Source organism: Sphingobacteriia bacterium (genome assembly GCA_017304685.1).
Lineage (GTDB): Bacteria > Pseudomonadota > Alphaproteobacteria > Rickettsiales > 33-17 > JAFKLR01.
The window spans coordinates 935,840-956,657 of the sequence record JAFKLR010000003.1 but is presented as its reverse complement, the minus strand read 5'-3'; the positions used below and the strand labels follow the sequence as shown (position 1 = coordinate 956,657).

Sequence of the window (20,818 nt, the reverse complement as noted above, 5' to 3'; positions counted from 1 at the left end):
AACTATAAAATTATATTATATGTAAATTTTGTCAATAATAAAGGATTAATATACTATGAAATACAAGCCTTTATTATTTTTAATCTTAAATATTCTTATATCAGCATGTTCTATTAATAATAAACCTGGAGTAAGTAATAAAAAAATTGTCCTCACGACTGCTGCCATTATAGAAGTGTGTAAAAACAAGCAACCCAAAGGTATAGTTTTAATCGAAAGAGGAAAGGAGCCTTGGGGATATGCTTTGCCTGGAGGAAAAGTGGAATATGGTGAAACTGTCGAGCACGCTATAAGAAGGGAAATGAAAGAAGAGGTTAATTTGGAGCTTTATAATTTAAAGTTAATTGGAGTACATTCTGAACCCTCAAGAGATCCTCGCCATCATTCAGTTGAAGTTACGTATCAAGCTACTGCATTTAATAATCCTACGGCAGGAGATGATGCTGCAAAAGCTTTTATAGTAACTCATGATCAAATACCTTGGGGTAAATTTGCATTTGACCATGAAATGATAGTAAAAAACTATTTATTAAAAAGAGATATTAAGAAAATTTGTGACTAGCAAATGGTTTTTTTTCTTTTTTAATAAAGGTTGGAGCATATGAAGTTTGCTCTCTTTTTAAATTGTTATTATACTCACTTTCATTTTGATCTCTATGTGTATATCCATTTTTCTTATATGAATTATGGGTGTCCCTAAACCCATTTTGATATTTCTTACTAGGTGAAGAATTTTCTCCTTTATAATAATCACTTGAATAAAAATAATTATTTGTCGGTTCATTAGGACTTGATATATTAGTATGATTTTGCCTCGAGGCTTGGGGATTTTCAATGTAAGGATAATATGTTGGGCTAGGAAATTGAGCATAAAATTTATTATCCTGATCCATATAACCCATTATTTTCCCATCGCATTGTTTACTTATTGTGTAGTAAAAAACTCCATTTTCATCCCACCCATATGGTAAGTAAAGCTCATTTTCTGTAATATTCAATTTCCCAAAATCATTAGGTAGTAAAGTCATTGCATATTCTTCCTTATTAGAATACATAATTTTTGGTTCAGTAAAACTTACTTTATCATTTTGATCCTTATATCCAAGAAACTCTTTTGTACCTAATTGTCTTATAACTTTATAAAAATTTCCTTTTTCATCATATCCAAAATCTTCTTCATAAGTGTCATTTTTCATTTTTTGTACTTCAGTAGTTTGTTTGTTATCTCTCTTATGGCTAGGATTTGAAGTTCGTAAAGAAGGATTATAAGAATTATAAGATAAATTTTCTGTATATTTATTTTGAAATAGTATTTGTGACATACCTTTAAAAGAAGGGTCTGTTTTAACAATTTCAAAATGAGCTTTTAAGTCAGATAATGTACTTTGATGATGATGTAACTCTTCTTCATTTTTAATTAATCTCATCCTTAATTCTTCATTTTCTATTTTTAAAACTTGATTTTCTGCTTCAGTTTTTCCTGCAAGTTCCATTATTTCTCTATTAAAATGCCCATAATCAAATTTTTGCTTTTCAGCTTCATTTAATTTTGTAGTTAATTGTTGAATTTGATCATTTAAATTTTTATTCTGCTCTTCTGTTTCTTTATGTATTTTGGCAAATCTTTCTGCTTCTGCTTTGGCAAGTCCTTCTGCTTCTGCCAATCGTTGTTTTAATGAAGCATTATGAGTTCTTAAAGAATTTGCTTGATCTTTAAGCTTAATTTCTTCTTGAGTAGAGGATTTTAAACTTGCTTCTAATTTTTGAATTTTATTTTCTTTTTCACTTAATTTTGTAGTAGTAAGATTTGATTTATCTTGTAATGATTGAATTGAATTTCCTAAATTGTGAGTTTGATTTTTAAAGTTTTGAACTTGAACTCTAAGTTTACTGATTTCAAGCTCAGCTTCTTTTTTTAGTTTTTCAGATTTAGCTTTTTCAATACTTACTTGATTACTTTCTGCCTCTTTATCTTTAATTAACTTTTCATTTTCATTCTTTAAAGACTCAAATTCAGTTTTTAAGTTACTAAAATTTTCTTTTAATGTTTTAAGTTGATTATTAAGTTTATCAGTTCCATTATTATTTTTTGCAGTTTTTTCAGAAACTTTTAATTGTTTTCTTAATTCTTCAATTTCATTTTGTAATTTAAAATTGTCATCAACGTTTTTATTATGTTTCTCTTCAGTTTCTTTAAGAAGTGCTTTAATTTTATCTAATTCATGTGAATATTTCTTACTTAAAGGTTCTAAAACCTTATTACGTTGTTCTAACTCTTTTACCCTTTCTTCAAGTTTTTTATATTCAGATTGAAGCTCAGTATATTGTTTACTCAAGCGTGCCTGTTTATTTACATTATAATTTTCTTCTAATTCACTGTTTCTAGCTTGAAGAGTAGTAATGGTTTGAGTAGTATATGCTTGCTGCGTTTTAACTTTCTCGAGTTTATTTTTTAAATCTGAAATTTCCCCTTCATATTTCTTTTTTACTTCTGTTATTTCTTGTGAATTAAGTAATGCTTCTAACTGTTCAATTTTTTTATATAACTCAATATTTTCTTCTTCTAACTTTTTTTTATTTTTAAAATTAAAACGAAGGGTTAGTAAATGAAAATTAATTTTTATAAAGCAATTAATTAAGTTTTCGCGAAGTGTGGAATTATTACTTATTTCTGAATCTTCATTGAACGTTACTATATTATAAGGTGTTACAATTAGATGGTCTTTATTATTATTAAGTAGCTCCTTTTCTTCAAGATTTGCAGAAGTATTAATATCGTAGCACTCATCAATAACTTCCATACCTTTAAAAAGTTGCGGATTTAATAATCGATAATTAATTTTTGCTATAAAATTAGAGAGTATTTCTCGAATATTAGGATATACTTTAAGCTCATTTTCAGTATTATTTAATAGCTTATATGGAACTTTAATAAGCGGATCACAATAATATTTTATACATATTAATTCTTGGTCTGAAATATTAATTGGGGAAGGGTTTTCATTTCCAACATACTTTTTAATTGCTGCATTAAAATCTGTATTTAATTTATTAGCTAGGGAAGCAATTTCTTGCGCTTTTTCAATATTTAATTTACTAGTCAGTGAGGTGATTTCCTTGGTCTTTTCAATTAATCCTGAGCTTTCTATATTTTCAAAAAAACCTTTATTTGGGTCAAATTTTATTTTAGTTGGTTTATTAGAAGTTGTTGTAACATTGCTAAGACTTTGCTGATTTTCAGGTTCATCTTTGTTTTCGTTATGTATGATATTTATAGATTCCGAACAAACTTCATAATCTTTTTCAGAAGTTGTTTGGTTAGATGGTTCAGTAGAGCCATTGAAGTAATGTAAAGCTGTTTGTAGGCCTGTAAAAAATTTAGGTTCTATCTCATTAGATTTAATAACTGGAATAGATAATTTATGTGACTGCTGTTCAACAATAGAAGATACTGTTGGCTCACCTGATTTTGTAACGTCTATAAATATTTCTTTTACCTGAGAATCGCTCTTAGAGACTGTACCTTTAAGTTTTTTAAATTGTGATTTCATTTCTTTCAAAACTTTTCTTTCTTGTCCTCTTCGTGCATTCCTATTTAAAGGTTTGCTAGGTTCTGAGCTATCTTCATAAGCTGGTTGAGAAGAATTAAACTTTTTAGCAAAATCACTTACAGAAGAGATTGTAACCACAGGAAATTGAGAAGAAGCAGCTTCATTATTTTGTGATAAAATTGTATTTTTATTTTTCTGACTTTTAGACATAACGATAATTAACCGTTTATTAATTTAAATGTGCCAATAATTAACAAATTTAGGAGATTATGCAATCTAATTTTTATTTAAAACTTTAATATAACTTGCTAAACTCTTAATATTAAAGTAAAAACGAATAAGGAAATATTTTGTACCATAATTTAATTTAAATGTCTCTAATAGAAACACAGGATGAGTTAAATTTATTATGTGATATCTTATCTCACCAAGAGGCCTTTGGCATAGATACTGAATTCACTAAAAAATCTACTTATTATCCTCAACTTTCCTTAATACAATTTGGTGGGAAAGATTATGAATATGCCGTTGATCTTAAACAACCTTTAAATTTCAAAGGTTTAGAGAAAATCTTGGCTAATCCAAAAATTATTAAAATCATTCATGCAGCAAAACAAGATTTGCAAGGAATAAAGAAATTTTTTAACATTGATTTAAAAAATGTATTTGATACGCAAATTGCAGCAACTTTTACAGGACTTGGTGACCATCCAAGCTATGGGACTTTATGTGAAAAGTTGCTTGATGTAAAAATATGCAAAAAAACTCAGTTTTCTAATTGGGAACAACGTCCTTTAACTGAACAACAAATTGTTTATGCTTTAATTGATGTTAGACATTTAACCTCAGTATATGAAATCCTATATAAAAAACTTACGAAACAAAATAGATTAGAATGGTTTGAAGAAGAGATGAAAAATCTTGAAAAAACCGAGGATAATAAATATTTATGGGTTAAATATAATCAGGCTCCTAAATCCGGTAAGGATTACGCTTTACTTAAAGATTTACTTTTTTGGCGTATGGAAATTGCTAAGAAAAATGATATAGCCCCAAACTTATTAGTAAATAATGATATTATAGTAGAGTTAATAGAAAATAATAATCTAATTAACTCCGAAGCTTTCTTAAAGCTAAATGAAGGATTTAAAAAAGAATTAATTGATTTGTTTACACTTGAACCAACACTTAACGATATTGAGGAATTTAAAAAAATAAGCGCTTTAAATTCTAATCAAAATTTGAAAAGCTTATTACGTCAAATTCTTCTTTATATTGCAGATAAACTTAACCTTCCAGGATATTTTATAGCCTCTAAAGATGACATATTTATTACTCTACTTAAGGGCATAAATGAAACGAAAATAGGGAAGGGTTGGAGATATAAGGTCTTTGGAGAAGTTGTTCAGTTAATTCTCGAAAAATAAATAATAAAAATCTTTATTTGAAATCCAAATCAGTTTATTTTCACTCGCTATCATAATTTTTTGTAATAGGTAATATATGACAAAAATAAAAGAATATTGGGATAATTTTTGGACTTTAGGTGAAAAAAATAGCGATAACTATTATGAATTTAAAGAATTGGCAATTGGTACTGGAATGCAAACAAAAGATATCCATTATCACTTTGAGCATGTAACTATAAGACTTAAACATTTAGTAAATATATTTTCGCAAAAAATTTTAGGAAAAGCTTTAAGTGCTAATAAATTTATATGGGGTTTTTTTGTATTACCTATGAATTTACTATATAAGCCTCTTGCATTTAATATTTTTAAAACCTGGTCTTATAAACGCCCACATTTTATAGAGATTAACAATTCAAGATTAAAAATATTACCGGAGTTTATTAAAAACATTGCTCTTGGTTTTTATAACGAAGACGTTAAAGAACACGATGCTAAATGGTATTCTCATTATATTACTAGCATGTTTTTTTGTAAGCTAATTTCCAATGTACTTTCGTCATATTTTCAAATTAACCCTTATTTAATTGATGTAATCTCGGGTAGTGCAGTTAATGCATTTTTACAAGGTTACGATGATTGCGGTAAGCAAATAAATATTTTTAAAAATCACCGAAATCTTTCATATGGAGTTGCAATGTTTGTAAATGGCCCTTTAATGGGTTTAATGCAAAATTTTGTTAATAGTTTTTTCACAAAGTTTATATCTAATTCAGTAGTAGCAAATATTTTAACATTTATGACTGTTGCTCCTAGCATGTCCGCTATAATGTGTCCAATTGAAGGGAAAGTTGATGATTTAGGAGATAAGTATTGGCCAATTTCAACATCTAAAAAAACAGATTTAAGAGGTGGATGCGAACAAGGTCAGTGTGGAGATGTTCAGAAAATTTAACATATAATTTTCCATGTAAACCATTGTTATTAAATAATTTATTTGCTTATCAATATAAAATTTGTTTAAAAAAATTTATTTTATTTAAAAACTATAGTGACAAATTAACTGAAAGTTGATAAAACGAAAAGGCGTTTAATTTTTAATTTTACGGAGAAATTATGTTAGAACGCCAAAGCAGAGATGATGTAGCCGAGAAAAACAACGAGCCTCGTTCAGTAAGTCCTAAACCTGCAAGGTTTGTAAGAACAAAAGACAGTTTTCATTTTAAAGCTAAGGTGTCTTTTACGAATGGAGCAATGAAACTACAAGTAATAACTTATCCTGAAAAGGAAAGAGATGTTACACTTGCTTCAAATACTTCACCAACAAAATCACGTATAAATAAAAAGGATAAAGGATCTAATGAGATAACGTTTAATCAATCTACAAAAATAATCAAAGATTATGAATGTATAAATAAAGATTTAGTTTCACTATTATTTTTTATTCAACAACTTGAAAAAAATGTTATTACAGCATTTATGGACGCGGTGAAAGATAGTTTAGATCAAAGAATTATAAGAAATACGTTTGATAAAGAAAACTCGATAAGAAGCCAAACTGCAATCACTTTAGTTGATTATGTACTTGATTTGCATAAAGGTGAGGCTATTAGTGATGAAATACTGTATGCAGTATTTGAAAAATTGATAAAATTAGAAAAATTTAAGGAAGAAGATATAATTAAAATAGCCAGTAGCGACAATTATATTAATCATTTAATTGGTGCAATTAAATGCGGATACAAAATCCTTAATATAAATTTATTAAGTGGTTTAGTTAAAAATGTTGACGTAAATCTTAGACTTTGCAAATTTTTCTCGAATGAGGATCATGTACGTTTAATTAATGAAAAAAATAATGTAAATACTGTTTTTTCAAACGGTAAAACTTCGTTATATTACTTAATTTTAGCTTACGTAAAAACTACAAATGATGCTAAAAAGCATTATTTAAAAAATACTATTGAAAATTTTATAAAATTAGGAGCTTGTCCATTTGTTAAAGTTTCAGCAGATAGTAATGAAACTTTATATGATTATATGATTAATGACGATGAATTAAAACGTGTCTTATTAAACAATTTTGAAGATGTGAATAAAAGCGTTGAAAATTTTAGGGATAATCAGGAGATACAAGCGAGTTATAATAGTCGAAAAGATAATTTTAAAAGTTTATACGCAACTAATCTAACAAGCCAATTTATTGGAAATAGAGGGCAGCAAGATATAAGAATAAAAGTAACTCAATTGAAGATTTCAGCTTGTAAATAATTGACATAAATTTTACTATATTTTTTGAAACTATCTGCTAATATACATCCCATATTTTAAACAAAATATGGGATTTTTTAATGCACAAATATCGTACGCATACCTGTGGCGAATTAAATAAAAGCCATGTAAATCAGATTGTTAAACTTTCAGGATGGGTTCATAGAAAGCGTGACCATGGTAATTTATTATTCATTGATATAAGAGACCACTATGGCCTAACACAATTGGTTATAACTAATGAAAGAAATTTCCTTGATCTAGCAACTCATATTAAAAATGAATCAGTAGTAACAATTACTGGTAAAGTTGTAGCTAGAAGTAATGAAACCATTAATAAAAATATCCCAACAGGCGAAATTGAACTTTTAGTTGAAACATTTGAAGTTGATTCAGAAGCAAAAGACCTTCCATTTCAAGTTAATATGGATCAAGAAGCGCCAGAAGATTTAAGGCTTAAATATAGATTCCTTGATTTAAGACGGGAAAAATTACATTCAAATATAATACTTCGTACTGATATTATAAGAACAATTCGTGAAGAAATGCATATTTTAGGCTTTAGAGAATTCCAAACTCCAATCTTAACTGCAAGTTCACCTGAAGGAGCACGTGACTTTTTAGTTCCTTCAAGATTACACCCTGGAGAATTTTATGCTTTACCTCAATCTCCTCAGCAATTTAAACAGCTTTTAATGGTATCTGGATTTGATCGTTATTTTCAAATAGCTCCATGTTTTAGGGATGAAGATGCTCGTGCAGATAGAGCTCCTGGTGAATTTTATCAGCTTGATATTGAAATGTCATATGTTGAGCAAGAAGATGTGTTTTCAACAATTGAGCCAGTTCTATATAACTTATTCACAAAATTTACTAAAAAACAAGTCACTAACTATCCTTTCCCAAGGATTACTTATGATGATGCAATGCTTAAATATGGTTCGGATAAGCCAGATTTAAGAAACCCTATAGTTATGTCGGATGTAACAGAAGTATTTGCAGGTTCTGACTTTAGTATTTTCGCTAAATCAATTGCAAATGGCGCTGTTGTAAGAGCAATTCCTGCTCCAAAAACCTCTGATAAGCCAAGAAGTTTTTTTGATAATATGAATGAATTTGCTCGTTCTTTAGGATATCCGGGACTTGGTTATATAATATTTGATACAAACGGTGAGGCTAAAGGTCCAATCGCAAAGTTTTTAGATGAAACAAGAATCAATAAACTTAAGCAGATTGCAGGAATTAACAATGGTGATGCAGTATTCTTCAGTTGCGGTAAAGAAAGTGATGCAGCAAAACTTGCCGGACGTGCTAGAACTGAAATTGGTGTTCAGTTAGATTTATTGGAAAAAGATGTTTATAAATTCTGCTGGATTATAGATTTCCCATTCTTTGAATGGAACGATGAAAAGAAAGGAATTGATTTCAGTCATAACCCATTCTCAATGCCACAAGGTGGTTTAGAAATTTTAGAAAATGCTAAATATGACGAAGAATTACTTAAAATTAAAGCTTTCCAATATGATATTGTTTGTAACGGTATTGAACTTTCAAGTGGTGCAATAAGAAATCATAAACCTGAAATTATGTATAAAGCTTTTGAAATAGTAGGTTACTCACAAAAAGAAGTTGATGAAAAGTTTGGTGGTATGATAAAGGCGTTTACTTATGGTGCGCCTCCACATGGCGGTATTGCGCCTGGTGTTGATCGTATAGTTATGTTACTTGCTGATGAACCAAATATTCGTGAGGTTATTGCATTCCCAATGAACCAGCAAGCGCAAGATTTATTAATGCAAGCTCCTTCAAATGTCACTGAGAAACAATTAAGAGAGCTTAACATTCAGCTTTCTCCGTCAGTTGCTAAAAAGCTAGCTGAAAAACAAAAGCAAGAACAGGCTTAGAGTAATTTTGTAAACTTAAAAAAGTAGGGTGTTACCCTACTTTTTTGTTTGCTGATTTGTATTTGAATTCAAACAATTTTCTACTTCACTTCTAAACGTTCCATCAAGGATTGAAGTTATAGTAATATCTGACATCGGATCAGTCTGCGAAATAATATTTCTTATGATATCTTCATTTACAAGACTTCTTGCTTCGCTACTAGTATATATCTCCCATTCTCTCCAATTTTTACATATAGACCTAAATATACTAACTTTGCCTTTTGCATAATGGTAGCTATATTCAAACGCAATATTTGGGTTTGTTTTATAAATAGCCTCAACTAAGGCTTTAAATTCTTTTGCTTTTTCAAAGCCTAATTTTATAATCCCAGGTAAATAGTTATAAGCTTTAACTTTTAATTCTTCCGGCCAGTCTTTAAATAAATTATAGTACTTAATAAAATTATTAAATTCAGATGGACTTTGATTAGTTTTACCATTTAAAAAATTTTCTAGTTCGGTTAAATATTTTAAAGTACGCTCTCTATTTAATTCTTTTGCTAAATCTAAAGCATTCTGGCCAAATTTATTTTTAATTGTAATCCAAGCACCCTTATTAATAATGATAATTATTAAGGCTAAAGGTTCTTCAAAAACACTTGTTTCCGTATAATCAATTGCTCCTACTTCAGCGTAATCATAACTAGCATATATTTTTTGAATTTTGTGCTTATTTAAAGTTTTACTTTTTATTATAAAATGTAAAAGCGTATCGTTATGATCATTTACTATATAGTTTGAATTTTCTAAGCGATTTAAAAGAAAATGTGTGGCTTCTATGTTTTCTTCCTCAATAGCTTTTATTAGTGCTTTTTCAATAGCTGATTGATTAAAAGTATTAAATTTAGCATTTTGTTGTTCTAAAATTGTGATAGTTTCAGCTTTATTGTTAACATATGCATAAAAAAGAGGAGTTAAATTTTGGTTATCCATTGTGTTAACATTTGCTCCTTTTCTTATAAGGTATTTAAAAATGAAAAAAAGATCTCCTTTCGCGGCACATACTTTTAATAATGGGGTCATTCCTTCATTATTTTTAATTTCTAAATCTGCTCCACATTTTTCTACTAAATTCCTAACAAGATAGGATTCATCTCTAATAGCAGCTAAATGCAATGGGCTTTCACCATCTTTATTTTTAATATTAACGTTTAACCACCTTGTGCTGTTAATTCTTCCATAGTTATAAAATCGTTATTATAGAAAGCATTTTCAAATTCTTGTTGTTTATTTAACATACTAAAACCATTTTAAAATTTAATTATTGAAATAATATTAACCATATTTTAACCTTTGATTAATCATTGTGCAAGTTGTATATTATGAATATAATTGTCCAATTGAGATTAATTATTTAAGTTTTTGAAAATTATAAAAATTTATTTTTAGGTTTATAACATGTTTGTCAGAGTTATACTTCTCATTTTAATCCTTAATAAAAGCACTTTTGCGCTAGACATTGAGCAAGTTAAGCTTCCAAACACAGAAGTAAGATATTTAGAGTCAAAACAAGTAGGTATCAAATATAGGCTTCTTATAGGCTTACCTTCAGGCTATAAAAATGATAATAAAAAATATGACATCTTATATCTTCTTGATGCTAATTACTCATTTGCCCTTGCTCATAATATGGTAGAACATTTAAGCAAAAGAAATAATATGACACCATTAATTATAGTGGGCATATCATATGTTGATGATAATTATATGCTTAATAGAACACGAGATTATACCCCTGTTTTATCGCACGATGGGGGTTATGGGGTTGAATATACAAAACATTCTGGTGGAGCAGCAAAATTTAAAAAGTTTATTGAGTTAGAATTAATACCTTTTATTAAAAAAACTTATAGAGTTACAAATAAACGCACTTTAGTTGGTCATTCTTATGGAGGTTTATTTACTTCTTGGATAGCTTTAACTTCACCTAGCTTATTTGATAGCTATATTTCAATAAGTCCCTCGCTTTGGTATGCTAATAAACATATTTTTAAAATACTTAATAAAAACACTAAAAGAAGTAGAATAAATATGTATTTTGCAATTGGCGCTTTAGAAAATTGTGGAGATTATAAAATGGTTGAGGATATTAAGACATTTTCTCATACTATAAAAAATTATGTCTCATCTTCTCACCTTGATATTTTTGAGGGTGATAATCATGCTTCAGTATTTCCTCTTGCACTTAGTAAGGGTTTAATCTTTACCTATAGCTTAAATAACTTAAATTATAAAAAGAAATTTATGACTTGTAGTAAGTAATTTAAGGTTTTTCAAAATGACTAAGTTTATTAAAATCGGCAAATGTGTGAATGATGGAGTTTTTAGATATTTTTATAACTACATCAGGTAATTCTGCTGCTATCTTCCTAATTTCTATATCATGATGGTCAATGATTGCAAGGGGGTTTATGCAATAAATTGTTATGGAATAATTTCCATTCTCTGCAAGGAAAGTTATTCCTTCATGGTCTGTTATAGAAGAGAACTGAGTGGATTTTGATGATAATGCTGTTGTCTTACTAATAATAAATTTTCCTGAAACAACTTCGAGACCTAACCCTTCAACTTTATGAGTGCAGTATTCTTTTTCGTAATTAGTTAAATCACCAGTAGTAACTTTTACTTTATATAAACCTTCGTTTCCTGCATTGAAAAGTGTAATTTTACCTTCTTCTATCTCTTTAATATTTCTCTTTTCAAAATCTTTCCACCAGGTTGGATTGTCATGTTCATTAATAAAACTCTGTGATGGATCGAAAATTGCAAAGCTATTTGAGTTTTGATAAAATGTAAGATTAGCATTTTTACTTAAGTTTACATCTTCGTTAGTTTTACACACATTATTTTTCTTCCATAATTGAGAGGTGTTACCATAAAAAAAGGCTATAAACTTTGATAAAATATTTCTAGCTTGCATTTTGTTAACCATTAAAAATATGTGTAAGTTATTTAAAGAATGTTAATTAGAAGTATATATATTAATCAAATTTTGTCAATAAGTTATTTATTTTTTTATAATTCAGTAACTTATATTATTGATTAAGGTACAAATTCTATAAATATCTAGAATTCACCTTAAAAATAATATTAGTAAAAATAATTTAATTTAGATTAATTTTAGAAACTTTTGCCTAGATTTTCTTTATTAAGTATCAGATAATAATAGCTAAACCTCATGTTATAAAAAAATTATTTTCTAGAGTAAATTAACTTAGAAAATTTAAAAATATTTCTGTCAAAAAATTAATTTGGAATCACTATATAAATTGTTAGTTACAATTTATTAATTGCGTGTTATATGTCCGGTTAATAAAAATTGGGTAAAAAATACAATTATTTATTAATCTATCTATTGCCGCTAAGATATCAAGGGAGATAAAAATGATATATGAAAATGTTGCAAAAAAATATTTAGAAGCTATACAGGAGCATGACTATAACAAGGTTATGAGCTTGTTTGATGAAAAGGGTCTGGTAAATTCGCCAATGACTGGGGAAGTTAAGGCGGAAGATTTTTTTAAGGCATATTTTGATGATGAATATAATGCAATTGTTTCATTAAAAGAAATATTTATAAGTAAATTTTCTTCTTATAGTCTTGCAATTAATTTTGAGTATAAAGCTATCAGTGATGCCAAAGAAACTATATCTATAGATTGTGTTGATATCATTAAATTAAATAAAGAAGGAAAAATTATTTATCTTAACGTTATTTTTGATACTCATGAAACCAGAATTTTATTTAAAAAATTAAAGCTTTTTGAGGGTTAAGGTACTATTAGGTCGTTTCATTTCAAATATTTTATCTATTACTGCATAATCGTGATAACCTAATCGTGCTAGAGGTTTTATTTTTTCTACATCAACTTTATCATCTTTTATAAACTCGTCTTTTATATAAATACCAATAACTTGTCCTAAAATTAAACTATTAGATTTTACAGGGTTTTCGGCTGGAAGATTTATAATCTCATGAAGCTTACATTCAAGAGCTATAGGTGAATTTTTTATTCTTAAGGGCTTAATTAAATTTGAGGGTTCTAGTTCGATATTTGCAAACTCTGCTTCACTTTGTTCATAAGGAAGCGTAAGAGAAGTTAAATTCATATAATCTTTTAATTCATAAGTTGCTACATTAATTACAAATTCTTTTAAGGCTTTTATATTTCTAAATGTATCTTTATATCCCCCATTATTCGGATGACTTGTAATTGAAAGCATAACCATAGCAGGATGATCTGATATTGCGTTAAAATAACTGAAAGGTGCAATATTTACTATTTTATTTGGGCTCAATGTGCTTACCCAACCAATAGGACGAGGAATAATACATGATTTAAAAGGATTGTATTTAAGGTTATGATTGTTTTCTTTTAATTCATAAAACATTACGAACTACCTTATAAAACATTAAATCTTCTATGTTTTTTTAATAAAGTTTTTGCTTGCATTTGTTAATATTGACTGATAAAGTATTAATTGAAAAAAGTATTATAATTACAATACTTGTGGTTTATTAAGTTAATGTCTATATAATTTTATTACAATTATCTAACAAACGTTTTTATTACCTCATATACATAGTTCTTTCAATACAATTTTTCATAAACAATTTAATATATTTTAGGAGATAAAAATGGCTTTAGGTATTGTAAAATGGTTTAATCCTAGTAAAGGTTTTGGATTTATAGCGCCAACCGATGGATCAAATGATGTTTTTATTCACATTTCTTCACTAGAAAGAATAGGGGTAAATAATCTTAATGAAGGTCAAAATATTAGTTACGATTTAGATTCAAATAAAGGCAGAATTTCTGCAGTTAACATTAAATTAGTTAATAAAAATTAATTATAAAGTTAGTAATTAAAGTTCATTCACTAATTTATTTAATTAGAATTTAGTGAATGAACTTTTCGTAAAAACCAATTTTCTTTATATGAATTTGCTATCTTCTCGTCTTTTATTAAAATTACATTTTCAGCATTACGTTTCTCAGCGCCACTAGTAAAATTATAAGAGCCAGTAATAACATATAGATCATCAACTATAATAATTTTATTATGTGCAATACCTCTAATTCTTTCATCAATAGATACATCAATTGATGTTTGAAGAGCGTACTTATATATTGAGTAAGGAGCAAGAATTTGTGACTTATCAAGTAATAATTGTACTTTAACCCCACGTTTTGTTGCTCTATCCAGTGCTGTAAATATTTCTTTTGAAGTAAAAGAATATGCTTGTATATATATTGTATTATGAGCGTGGTTAATTATATCAACAATTAGTTTGCCACAGCCGCTTGGAGGAGTAAAGCATACATTTACTTTTCCTAGACTTTCTTGAGTTGAAATCCATGCTTTTTCCTCTTTTAAATACACTGCTATAGCAATTGCAATAGCTAAAATTAAAGCGAAAAACTTGTTGTTAGTCTTATCAAAGAAAATATTAGTTTTTAGTTTACGCCGTGCCATGATTTTTACTAAAGTAAATAATTATTTCATATAGCTTATAACTTTATTTTTCATATAAACCATAAACGTTTATTGAAATAAAGTATTAAATTATATTAATAGTAATCTTTAGTAACTTCTAAATCAAAGGTTTCATTAAATGGTATAACTTGAATATAGCTATTATTTTGGTAAGAATTACTAACATCTTCAAGTTTTAATTTTGCGCTATCTATATTATTTATATTGTTTTCAAAAATATATAATGATTCGTAAATATTATTTTGATTAACATCAATGGTAATTAACTTTATATTTTTTATAACGTAAGTAGTAGGGTCTGGAGCTTTAACTGATACATAACCTGAAGTTATATTAGAAATCCAATTTGTAGCTCCTCTATCTTCCTCAGCAAAATTAATTTTAGCGCTTTTATCTTGTAAACAGATTCCTAAATATTCAATATTTTTTTCTTCTAAATTACTTGTTATATTAGGAAAATGATGAACTCCTAAACCAAAAACTATTGTGTTAATGTTTTTATTATAAAGTGATTCCAAGCCCTCTAACATATCTGTATCACGTAAATAAATATAATATTTATAAAGAACATCTGATGCAGCACTTCTTGTTTGCTCATTAAACAAATCTCTCACTACTTCATGGTATTCTAAATTTCTTTCTCTAAAAAAATTAAAACTTGCCTCTTTATATTTATTAATTGCCTCATTTAAATCAACAGTTAGTTCTTCCGCCGATTTAAAGCTAGAATATTTTTTAAAAATGTCATGAGATTCTTTTTCTAAAGGAACTATTTCAAATCCTTTATTTTGGGCGACTTTAATAACTTCTTCACGTAAAAACCGACCTAATTCATCGATATATAAACCTGCTCGTGAATGAAGTTCTGCTTTTATGTCCTCTGAATCAATTTTTTGCCAAAAATCATTAAGACGTTCTATATCAATTATCTCTAATTCTTCATCACTTAACCTAATTTTCGTATATAGTTTTTTTAAATCAAAATTACTATCTTGAACTGCGTTTTTTAAGGATTTTTCAAGAAAATTTAAACTTTCCTGCACATCTTCTTTTGCATCAGAATAATTTTCATCAAAATATTCCATATTTCTATAGTGGTTTTCAATTGCAAGGCATCTATATCCTTTTTCATATAAAAAATCCAATTCATTTAAAAGAAAAAGACGTGTAGTGATTTCATCATGTCTTTCAGGTAAAATAAGTAAAGGTAAAGAAGTCATGGTAATAAATTAAATATTAAGTTAGAAGTGTTTTATATTTTTAACTAAATGTTAATAACCTGTCAAAGTAAATAATATATTGAAATTTATGTATATAACCGAATTACCCTTGATATTTAGTTTCTACAAGCAACATATTAATAATTGAAGTTAAAGCTCCAGGCATAGAAATGCGCTTAGCATTCCCAGCTTTTTGATATAAAATTTGTGGATTTACGATAACCTGCTCAAGAATTTCCGCTAATGCTTCTGGTGAAAACTGAGGTTGTTTAATTAACCATCCTGCATCATTATTAACCACATATTCAGCGTTATATAATTGATGGTCATCCATTGAGGTTGGCAAAGGTACTAAAATTACTGGTTTTCCACTTATAAGAACTTCGTTAATTGTAGATGACCCTGCTCTTGCTATTACAATGTGTGCACCTGCAAGACGATGAGCGATATCCTTGAAAAAAGGAGCTACATCCGCGCTAATACCCATTTCAGCATATTCTTGTTTTAAAATATTTTCTTCTTCTAGATTACGACATTGTTGATCAAGCCTAATTCGTAACTGAATTTCTTTTGGTAATAATTTAATCGCATCAGGAATAATTTTTGCAAATATACTAGCGCCCTGACTTCCACCTATTACAATAATATTTATTTTGGAATTTTCAGTAATTTCAGGATAACTTAAATTATATAGTGCAGAAATTTCTTTTCTTACAGGTGTTCCAGTAAAAAAGGCCTTACGTAAAAATTTAGTTTCAATTTTTTGAGTGTCATGAAAGCTTGTAGCAACAATATTTGCATAGTTTATAAAAAGTCTATTAATTCTACCGAGAACGCTATTTTGCTCATGTAATATAATTTTAATTTTAAGCAATTTTGCAGCCAAAATAACAGGCATAGTTGGATAACCACCAAAGCCCATAACAATATCAGGGTTAAATTTTTTTAAGGTTTTTAAAGCTTTTAAAAGACCTATAAAATTAGAAAATACTCCTTTTATTAATTTAAAAAAATTTCTGGAAATAGGATATAATTTAAGAATGGTAGTATGATCATCAATTGGTAAAGAATAATTTTTATATCTTTGATCAGTAATGAAAATTACTTCATGACCTAATTTTAAAAGATTATCTTTAATTGCAAGTGCAGGAAAAATATGGCCCCCTGTACCCCCAGCTGTTAATGCGATTTTAATAGAGTTACTTTTCATGTAAGTTCCTTAAGTTTATAAGATAAATTCCTTGCTTTATGGTATTTATGGGAACCAAATTTTCTTTTAGTTAAAGCTAAAATAATTCCAACCGCAATTGCAATAGCGAACATTGACGACCCCCCGTAACTAATAAAAGGTAACGTCATTCCTTTGGTAGGAAGAAGATTTAAAGTAACACCCATGTTTATCATGGATTGAATGCCAAATTGTATTATAATACCTGATACGGCAAATACTAAGAATGTATCACTTTCATTGCACATTCTAAATAGGCTTCTAATTACCACTAAACAATAAATAAATATAACTAACACGCAAGTGACAAATCCTAGTTCTTCGCCAATTACTGCAAATATAAAATCGGTATGTGAATCAGGTATAAATTGTTTTACAACGCCTTCTCCTGGACCTGTTCCATAAAACCCACCATTAACAAAAGCTTCAAGTGAACGCATGACTTGATAGTTTTCACTTTGTTCTGGATTCAAAAAGTTATCAATTCTTTTGGAAACGTGAGGAAGAAAAAAGTATGCAAGAGTAATGATTAAGGCTCCTCCAACTCCAGATAAAAATACCCAAAAGAAAGAGATACCTGCTAAAAATAATTGACCAGCCCAAATTATTGTTAAGGTAATAGTCATTCCCAAATCTGGTTGTAAAATAATCAAACAGGCTACAACGGCATAAATGAAAAGAGATAATGAAAAAGCGGGGAATTCTTGATCCTTATATTTTTGAGAAAGTAACCACGCAGTAATTACTGAGAAGAATGGTTTTATGAATTCTGATGGTTGCAATGAAAAGCCGAATAAACTTAGCCACCTTTTTGCTCCTTTAAACTCTGCTCCCATAAATAAAACTAGTACCAGCATAATTACGCCAGTGATAAATCCTATTAAAGAAAATTTTTTAATCAAATCTGCAGATAGAAGCGAAATGCCAAATATAATTATAAGAGAAAGAAGTAAATATATTATTTGTTTGCGAATAAAAAATAATGACTCAATTCCAATACGTTCGGCAACTGCAGGGCTAGCTGTCGCTACCATGAAAGCGCTAAAAGCCATAAGGACTAAGATGCAGGCAAGTATTACTCTGTCAATTGCCCACCACCACTGTGCTAAAAAAGTATTTCTCTGTTTTTCAATAGCCATTAAATAATTCTCTTAATGGTTTAATCTTAGCTTTCATTATTTGAATTAACTAAAATTTTATTCGTTATATTTCTTACAGTTTTAGTTGCATAATGCATGACTAAGGTGTTTGTTAAATAATGCGTATTATATTTTTTTACGCCTTTAAGTAGTATGCCATCAGTAACACCTGTTGCAACAAATAAACAATCGGATTTTACTAGTTCATTTATATTATATTGTTTATTAATGTCTGTAATACCCATTTTAGCAACTCTTGATTTTTCTTCGTCGCTCATTGCTATAAGTCTACCTACAAACTGACCCCCACATACTTTAAGAGCGCTTGCTGCAAGTACACCTTCAGGAGCTCCTCCAATCCCCATATAAACATCAATATTTGTAGAAGGATCAGTGGTAAAAATACTGGCTGCAATGTCACCATCACTAATTAAATGAACTCTAGCGCCTGTACTTCTTACTTTCGTAATTAATTCTTGATGACGAGGGCGGTTAAGTATCATTACACCTAAATCAGACACGCTACATTTTTTTGCTTTTGCAACTTCTTTTAAGTTTTGTTCAGGGGTATTATCGAGGCTTATTAAATCATTTGGTAAATTACAACCACCAACTGCGATTTTATCCATATAAACATCTGGAGCATTAAGAAGTGTACCTTCTTCACCAATTGCCAGCACTGCTAATGAATTTGGAGCCGCATGTGCGCATAAAGTTGTGCCTTCAAGCGGGTCTACGGCAATATCAACCGAAGGGCCATCGCCACAACCTACTTCTTCACCTATAAAGAGCATTGGGGCTTCATCTCTTTCACCTTCACCAATAACAATTTTACCAGAGAAAGGAGTTTTATTCATAGCATCACGCATTGCATTTACAGCAGCTTGATCAGCAAGTTTTTCATTACCAAGGCCGATTAAAGGCATGCAAGCCATAGCAGCGCTTTCTGTAATAAATACAGCATCATAAATTAATTTTTCGAGTTTTTTATTATGGTCAGGGTTTAGGGCGTATAGAATATTAGATAAAATCATAGAATATTATTAGTTTTAAAATTGTTTTCTATAAAATAATTAAAAAATAGGAGCTTGGCAATGGAATATATTAAGTTTTTGAAGAATAAGGAATTATTAATTACCATTTTCATTGACAAAAATTAATAATTAGTTGTACTTAATTAAGTTATTAATATAAATTTAACTCTTCTGTTTTTATACAACAGTATGAGAGTAACAAAAGGAGTGTAAATGAAACAATTTATTGATGATTTTAAAATTAGATTGCTTAATGATAAATTTAAAGATTATTCAGAGTTTTTAGATAAAGCTTGGAACAATGTTTCTGAAAACATTCAAAATCACCCACAAGGCTTTTTAAATGAGTTGAAAGTTTTAAAAGAAGAAATTAATGTTTTAATTACATCAAATAACTTACCAAATGAACAAGCAAAAAAGTTAAGGGGCTTATACGTAAAGATCTTTAGTGATGTAATATTAAAAACCTTACATTCCGATGAATCTTCTGCATATAAAGCAAATACAATAATCGAAATATTTAATATTGATTCAATACATCATTACTTACCTCTTTTTTTCAAAAACAAGGGTTTTCTTTTAGATGATTCAAGAAGTTCAAGGGCATTTTATTACAATAATAATGGATGGGTTTTTGATAAAATATTAGGAGAAAATAAAGCGAAAATTAAGGAATATTATGAGAATGCGGATGATTTGACTCAAATGGCTATGATTCGTCTTTTTCAGTATACAAATAATAATTTGCAAAATGAGCCAAAGAAAAAGTTTGGTTTTTCAAAAATGCAAATAAGAGATAATATTACCGCAGTGATTTCAAACAATAATTTCTCAGAGGCATTGTTTTACTTAGATGATAGCGATGTTACAAAATTTAGAAAATCTAGAGATCAAAAAAACCTGACGCTTCGTGTAGTTTACAAAATTATCCATTTCATGACCAAAACTCTTATCCAATCCCTGATTATTTAAAACAAAATTCAGTTGATAAGCAATTAGCAGAGAGATATTTTAGCGAATTTAAATTATTAGAAAGAGTTTTTCCTACAGAAAGAGATAAAGTAAATTTTATTGATAATAAATTAGTTGTAAATAAAAAAGAAATTGCTAACAAGCCGAAGCTTTATGGCCCTTCATCTGACGAACGTCAAATTGATCAAATAAATGAAATGATTGAAGGTTTAAGTTCAACTTTTAAAGGTGTTTATCAGAGATTTAAATATAAAATTAAACAAAATTATTCTTCTGTTTTTAGTTTTATTGTCTATCAAGGTTTAAAAATATTTGGAGGATTGTTATTTGCTGGGATAGTTTCTAAATTTTTAGGGTCTAAAGATTTAATAAAATCAGTTGATAGAATGGAAAAAACATTATCAGGTGTATTTACTGCTTGTTTAAGTTATCAAGCTTATTATGAAGTGACTTCGCAATCTTCGCTACAAAATAGAAAGGCTATAGAGTATCGAAATAAACATCAGGTTGGTGAAAATCATCAGGAAAGAAAATAGAAATAGATGAGTA

Annotated in this window: 19 protein-coding genes; 10 read left to right on the top strand and 9 right to left on the bottom strand. The window is 28.4% G+C overall.

Annotated features, from left to right (window positions below; translation table 11 throughout):
- Positions 1–55: 55 nt before the first annotated feature.
- Positions 56–562, top strand: coding sequence for an NUDIX hydrolase (locus tag J0H68_04450; GenBank protein MBN8827937.1), 507 nt, complete (start codon positions 56–58; stop codon positions 560–562).
- Here the strand turns inward: J0H68_04450 and J0H68_04445 are convergent.
- Entirely contained in the window at positions 543–3,761 is a 3,219-nt protein-coding gene (locus tag J0H68_04445) for a hypothetical protein (GenBank protein MBN8827936.1), read from the bottom strand. The two genes, J0H68_04450 and J0H68_04445, sit on opposite strands and share 20 nt — an antisense overlap.
- A 161-nt stretch (positions 3,762–3,922) precedes the next feature.
- Here J0H68_04445 and J0H68_04440 point away from each other — a divergent pair, with 161 nt between their 5' ends.
- The 4 genes from J0H68_04440 (at position 3,923) to aspS (ending at position 9,135) form a co-directional block, all read left to right on the top strand.
- Positions 3,923–4,978, top strand: a complete 1,056-nt coding sequence (locus J0H68_04440; GenBank protein ID MBN8827935.1) for a ribonuclease D — start codon at positions 3,923–3,925, stop codon at positions 4,976–4,978.
- Positions 4,979–5,054: 76 nt separating this feature from the next.
- On the top strand, positions 5,055–5,915 hold the full coding sequence (locus J0H68_04435; GenBank protein ID MBN8827934.1) for a hypothetical protein: 861 nt from the start codon (positions 5,055–5,057) through the stop codon (positions 5,913–5,915).
- Between the two features lie 161 nt (positions 5,916–6,076).
- The gene (locus J0H68_04430) at positions 6,077–7,231 is read left to right on the top strand and encodes a hypothetical protein (GenBank protein MBN8827933.1); all 1,155 of its coding nucleotides are present in this window, start codon (positions 6,077–6,079) and stop codon (positions 7,229–7,231) included.
- A gap of 80 nt (positions 7,232–7,311) precedes the next feature.
- Positions 7,312–9,135 carry an aspartate--tRNA ligase gene (gene aspS, locus J0H68_04425; protein ID MBN8827932.1) on the top strand — a complete coding sequence of 608 codons (1,824 nt, stop codon included), beginning with the start codon at positions 7,312–7,314 and terminating at the stop codon, positions 9,133–9,135.
- A gap of 36 nt (positions 9,136–9,171) precedes the next feature.
- Here aspS and J0H68_04420 read toward each other — a convergent pair whose 3' ends face one another.
- Positions 9,172–10,293 (bottom strand): ankyrin repeat domain-containing protein, encoded by a 1,122-nt coding sequence (locus tag J0H68_04420; GenBank protein ID MBN8827931.1) that lies wholly within the window; start codon positions 10,291–10,293, stop codon positions 9,172–9,174.
- A gap of 282 nt (positions 10,294–10,575) precedes the next feature.
- Between J0H68_04420 and J0H68_04415 the strand changes: the two genes are divergently transcribed.
- Entirely contained in the window at positions 10,576–11,439 is an 864-nt protein-coding gene (locus J0H68_04415; protein MBN8827930.1) for an alpha/beta hydrolase, read from the top strand.
- 1 nt (position 11,440) lies between these two features.
- On the opposite strand, the gene J0H68_04410 is transcribed toward J0H68_04415, so the two are convergent.
- Complete coding sequence (locus tag J0H68_04410) at positions 11,441–12,097, bottom strand: hypothetical protein (protein ID MBN8827929.1); 657 nt, start codon at positions 12,095–12,097, stop codon at positions 11,441–11,443.
- A gap of 464 nt (positions 12,098–12,561) precedes the next feature.
- Here J0H68_04410 and J0H68_04405 point away from each other — a divergent pair, with 464 nt between their 5' ends.
- On the top strand, positions 12,562–12,951 hold the full coding sequence (locus J0H68_04405) for a hypothetical protein (GenBank protein MBN8827928.1): 390 nt from the start codon (positions 12,562–12,564) through the stop codon (positions 12,949–12,951).
- On the opposite strand, the gene J0H68_04400 is transcribed toward J0H68_04405, so the two are convergent.
- Positions 12,931–13,569 (bottom strand): flavin reductase family protein, encoded by a 639-nt coding sequence (locus tag J0H68_04400; protein ID MBN8827927.1) that lies wholly within the window; start codon positions 13,567–13,569, stop codon positions 12,931–12,933. The genes J0H68_04405 and J0H68_04400 overlap by 21 nt on opposite strands.
- Before the next feature lie 247 nt (positions 13,570–13,816).
- On the opposite strand from J0H68_04400, the gene J0H68_04395 reads away from it, so the two are divergent.
- Positions 13,817–14,029 carry a cold-shock protein gene (locus J0H68_04395; GenBank protein MBN8827926.1) on the top strand — a complete coding sequence of 71 codons (213 nt, stop codon included), beginning with the start codon at positions 13,817–13,819 and terminating at the stop codon, positions 14,027–14,029.
- 38 nt (positions 14,030–14,067) lie between these two features.
- Here J0H68_04395 and J0H68_04390 read toward each other — a convergent pair whose 3' ends face one another.
- The 5 genes from J0H68_04390 to glpX all read right to left on the bottom strand — a co-directional run bounded on the left by J0H68_04390 (position 14,068) and on the right by glpX (position 19,297).
- Complete coding sequence (locus J0H68_04390; GenBank protein ID MBN8827925.1) at positions 14,068–14,655, bottom strand: phospholipase D family protein; 588 nt, start codon at positions 14,653–14,655, stop codon at positions 14,068–14,070.
- Positions 14,656–14,750: 95 nt separating this feature from the next.
- Positions 14,751–15,896 (bottom strand): hypothetical protein, encoded by a 1,146-nt coding sequence (locus J0H68_04385; GenBank protein ID MBN8827924.1) that lies wholly within the window; start codon positions 15,894–15,896, stop codon positions 14,751–14,753.
- A gap of 103 nt (positions 15,897–15,999) precedes the next feature.
- Positions 16,000–17,106, bottom strand: a complete 1,107-nt coding sequence (gene murG, locus J0H68_04380; GenBank protein ID MBN8827923.1) for an undecaprenyldiphospho-muramoylpentapeptide beta-N-acetylglucosaminyltransferase — start codon at positions 17,104–17,106, stop codon at positions 16,000–16,002.
- Entirely contained in the window at positions 17,103–18,263 is a 1,161-nt protein-coding gene (gene ftsW / locus J0H68_04375; GenBank protein MBN8827922.1) for a putative lipid II flippase FtsW, read from the bottom strand. The genes murG and ftsW overlap by 4 nt, the downstream gene beginning before the upstream one ends.
- 26 nt (positions 18,264–18,289) lie before the next feature.
- The gene (glpX, locus tag J0H68_04370; protein MBN8827921.1) at positions 18,290–19,297 is read right to left on the bottom strand and encodes a class II fructose-bisphosphatase; all 1,008 of its coding nucleotides are present in this window, start codon (positions 19,295–19,297) and stop codon (positions 18,290–18,292) included.
- A 213-nt stretch (positions 19,298–19,510) separates the two neighbouring features.
- Between glpX and J0H68_04365 the strand changes: the two genes are divergently transcribed.
- Together J0H68_04365 and J0H68_04360 are read left to right on the top strand one after the other, a co-directional pair.
- Positions 19,511–20,269 (top strand): hypothetical protein, encoded by a 759-nt coding sequence (locus J0H68_04365; GenBank protein ID MBN8827920.1) that lies wholly within the window; start codon positions 19,511–19,513, stop codon positions 20,267–20,269.
- Positions 20,270–20,466: 197 nt separating this feature from the next.
- Complete coding sequence (locus J0H68_04360) at positions 20,467–20,805, top strand: hypothetical protein (GenBank protein MBN8827919.1); 339 nt, start codon at positions 20,467–20,469, stop codon at positions 20,803–20,805.
- The last annotated feature ends 13 nt before the right edge of the window (positions 20,806–20,818 follow it).

Bases quoted from the DNA above. Each gene is read 5' to 3' on its own strand.
- J0H68_04360 (MBN8827919.1), top strand. From the start codon at position 20,467: ATGATTGAAGGTTTAAGTTCAACTTTTAAAGGTGTTTATCAGAGATTT.
- J0H68_04385 (MBN8827924.1), bottom strand. From the start codon at position 15,896: ATGACTTCTTTACCTTTACTTATTTTACCTGAAAGACATGATGAAATC.
- J0H68_04450 (MBN8827937.1), top strand. From the start codon at position 56: ATGAAATACAAGCCTTTATTATTTTTAATCTTAAATATTCTTATATCA.
- J0H68_04405 (MBN8827928.1), top strand. From the start codon at position 12,562: ATGATATATGAAAATGTTGCAAAAAAATATTTAGAAGCTATACAGGAG.
- J0H68_04390 (MBN8827925.1), bottom strand. From the start codon at position 14,655: ATGGCACGGCGTAAACTAAAAACTAATATTTTCTTTGATAAGACTAAC.
- J0H68_04415 (MBN8827930.1), top strand. From the start codon at position 10,576: ATGTTTGTCAGAGTTATACTTCTCATTTTAATCCTTAATAAAAGCACT.
- J0H68_04440 (MBN8827935.1), top strand. From the start codon at position 3,923: ATGTCTCTAATAGAAACACAGGATGAGTTAAATTTATTATGTGATATC.
- murG (MBN8827923.1), bottom strand. From the start codon at position 17,106: ATGAAAAGTAACTCTATTAAAATCGCATTAACAGCTGGGGGTACAGGG.
- J0H68_04430 (MBN8827933.1), top strand. From the start codon at position 6,077: ATGTTAGAACGCCAAAGCAGAGATGATGTAGCCGAGAAAAACAACGAG.
- ftsW (MBN8827922.1), bottom strand. From the start codon at position 18,263: ATGGCTATTGAAAAACAGAGAAATACTTTTTTAGCACAGTGGTGGTGG.
- J0H68_04435 (MBN8827934.1), top strand. From the start codon at position 5,055: ATGACAAAAATAAAAGAATATTGGGATAATTTTTGGACTTTAGGTGAA.
- glpX (MBN8827921.1), bottom strand. From the start codon at position 19,297: ATGATTTTATCTAATATTCTATACGCCCTAAACCCTGACCATAATAAA.
- J0H68_04410 (MBN8827929.1), bottom strand. From the start codon at position 12,097: ATGCAAGCTAGAAATATTTTATCAAAGTTTATAGCCTTTTTTTATGGT.
- J0H68_04400 (MBN8827927.1), bottom strand. From the start codon at position 13,569: ATGTTTTATGAATTAAAAGAAAACAATCATAACCTTAAATACAATCCT.
- aspS (MBN8827932.1), top strand. From the start codon at position 7,312: ATGCACAAATATCGTACGCATACCTGTGGCGAATTAAATAAAAGCCAT.
- J0H68_04445 (MBN8827936.1), bottom strand. From the start codon at position 3,761: ATGTCTAAAAGTCAGAAAAATAAAAATACAATTTTATCACAAAATAAT.
- J0H68_04395 (MBN8827926.1), top strand. From the start codon at position 13,817: ATGGCTTTAGGTATTGTAAAATGGTTTAATCCTAGTAAAGGTTTTGGA.
- J0H68_04365 (MBN8827920.1), top strand. From the start codon at position 19,511: ATGAAACAATTTATTGATGATTTTAAAATTAGATTGCTTAATGATAAA.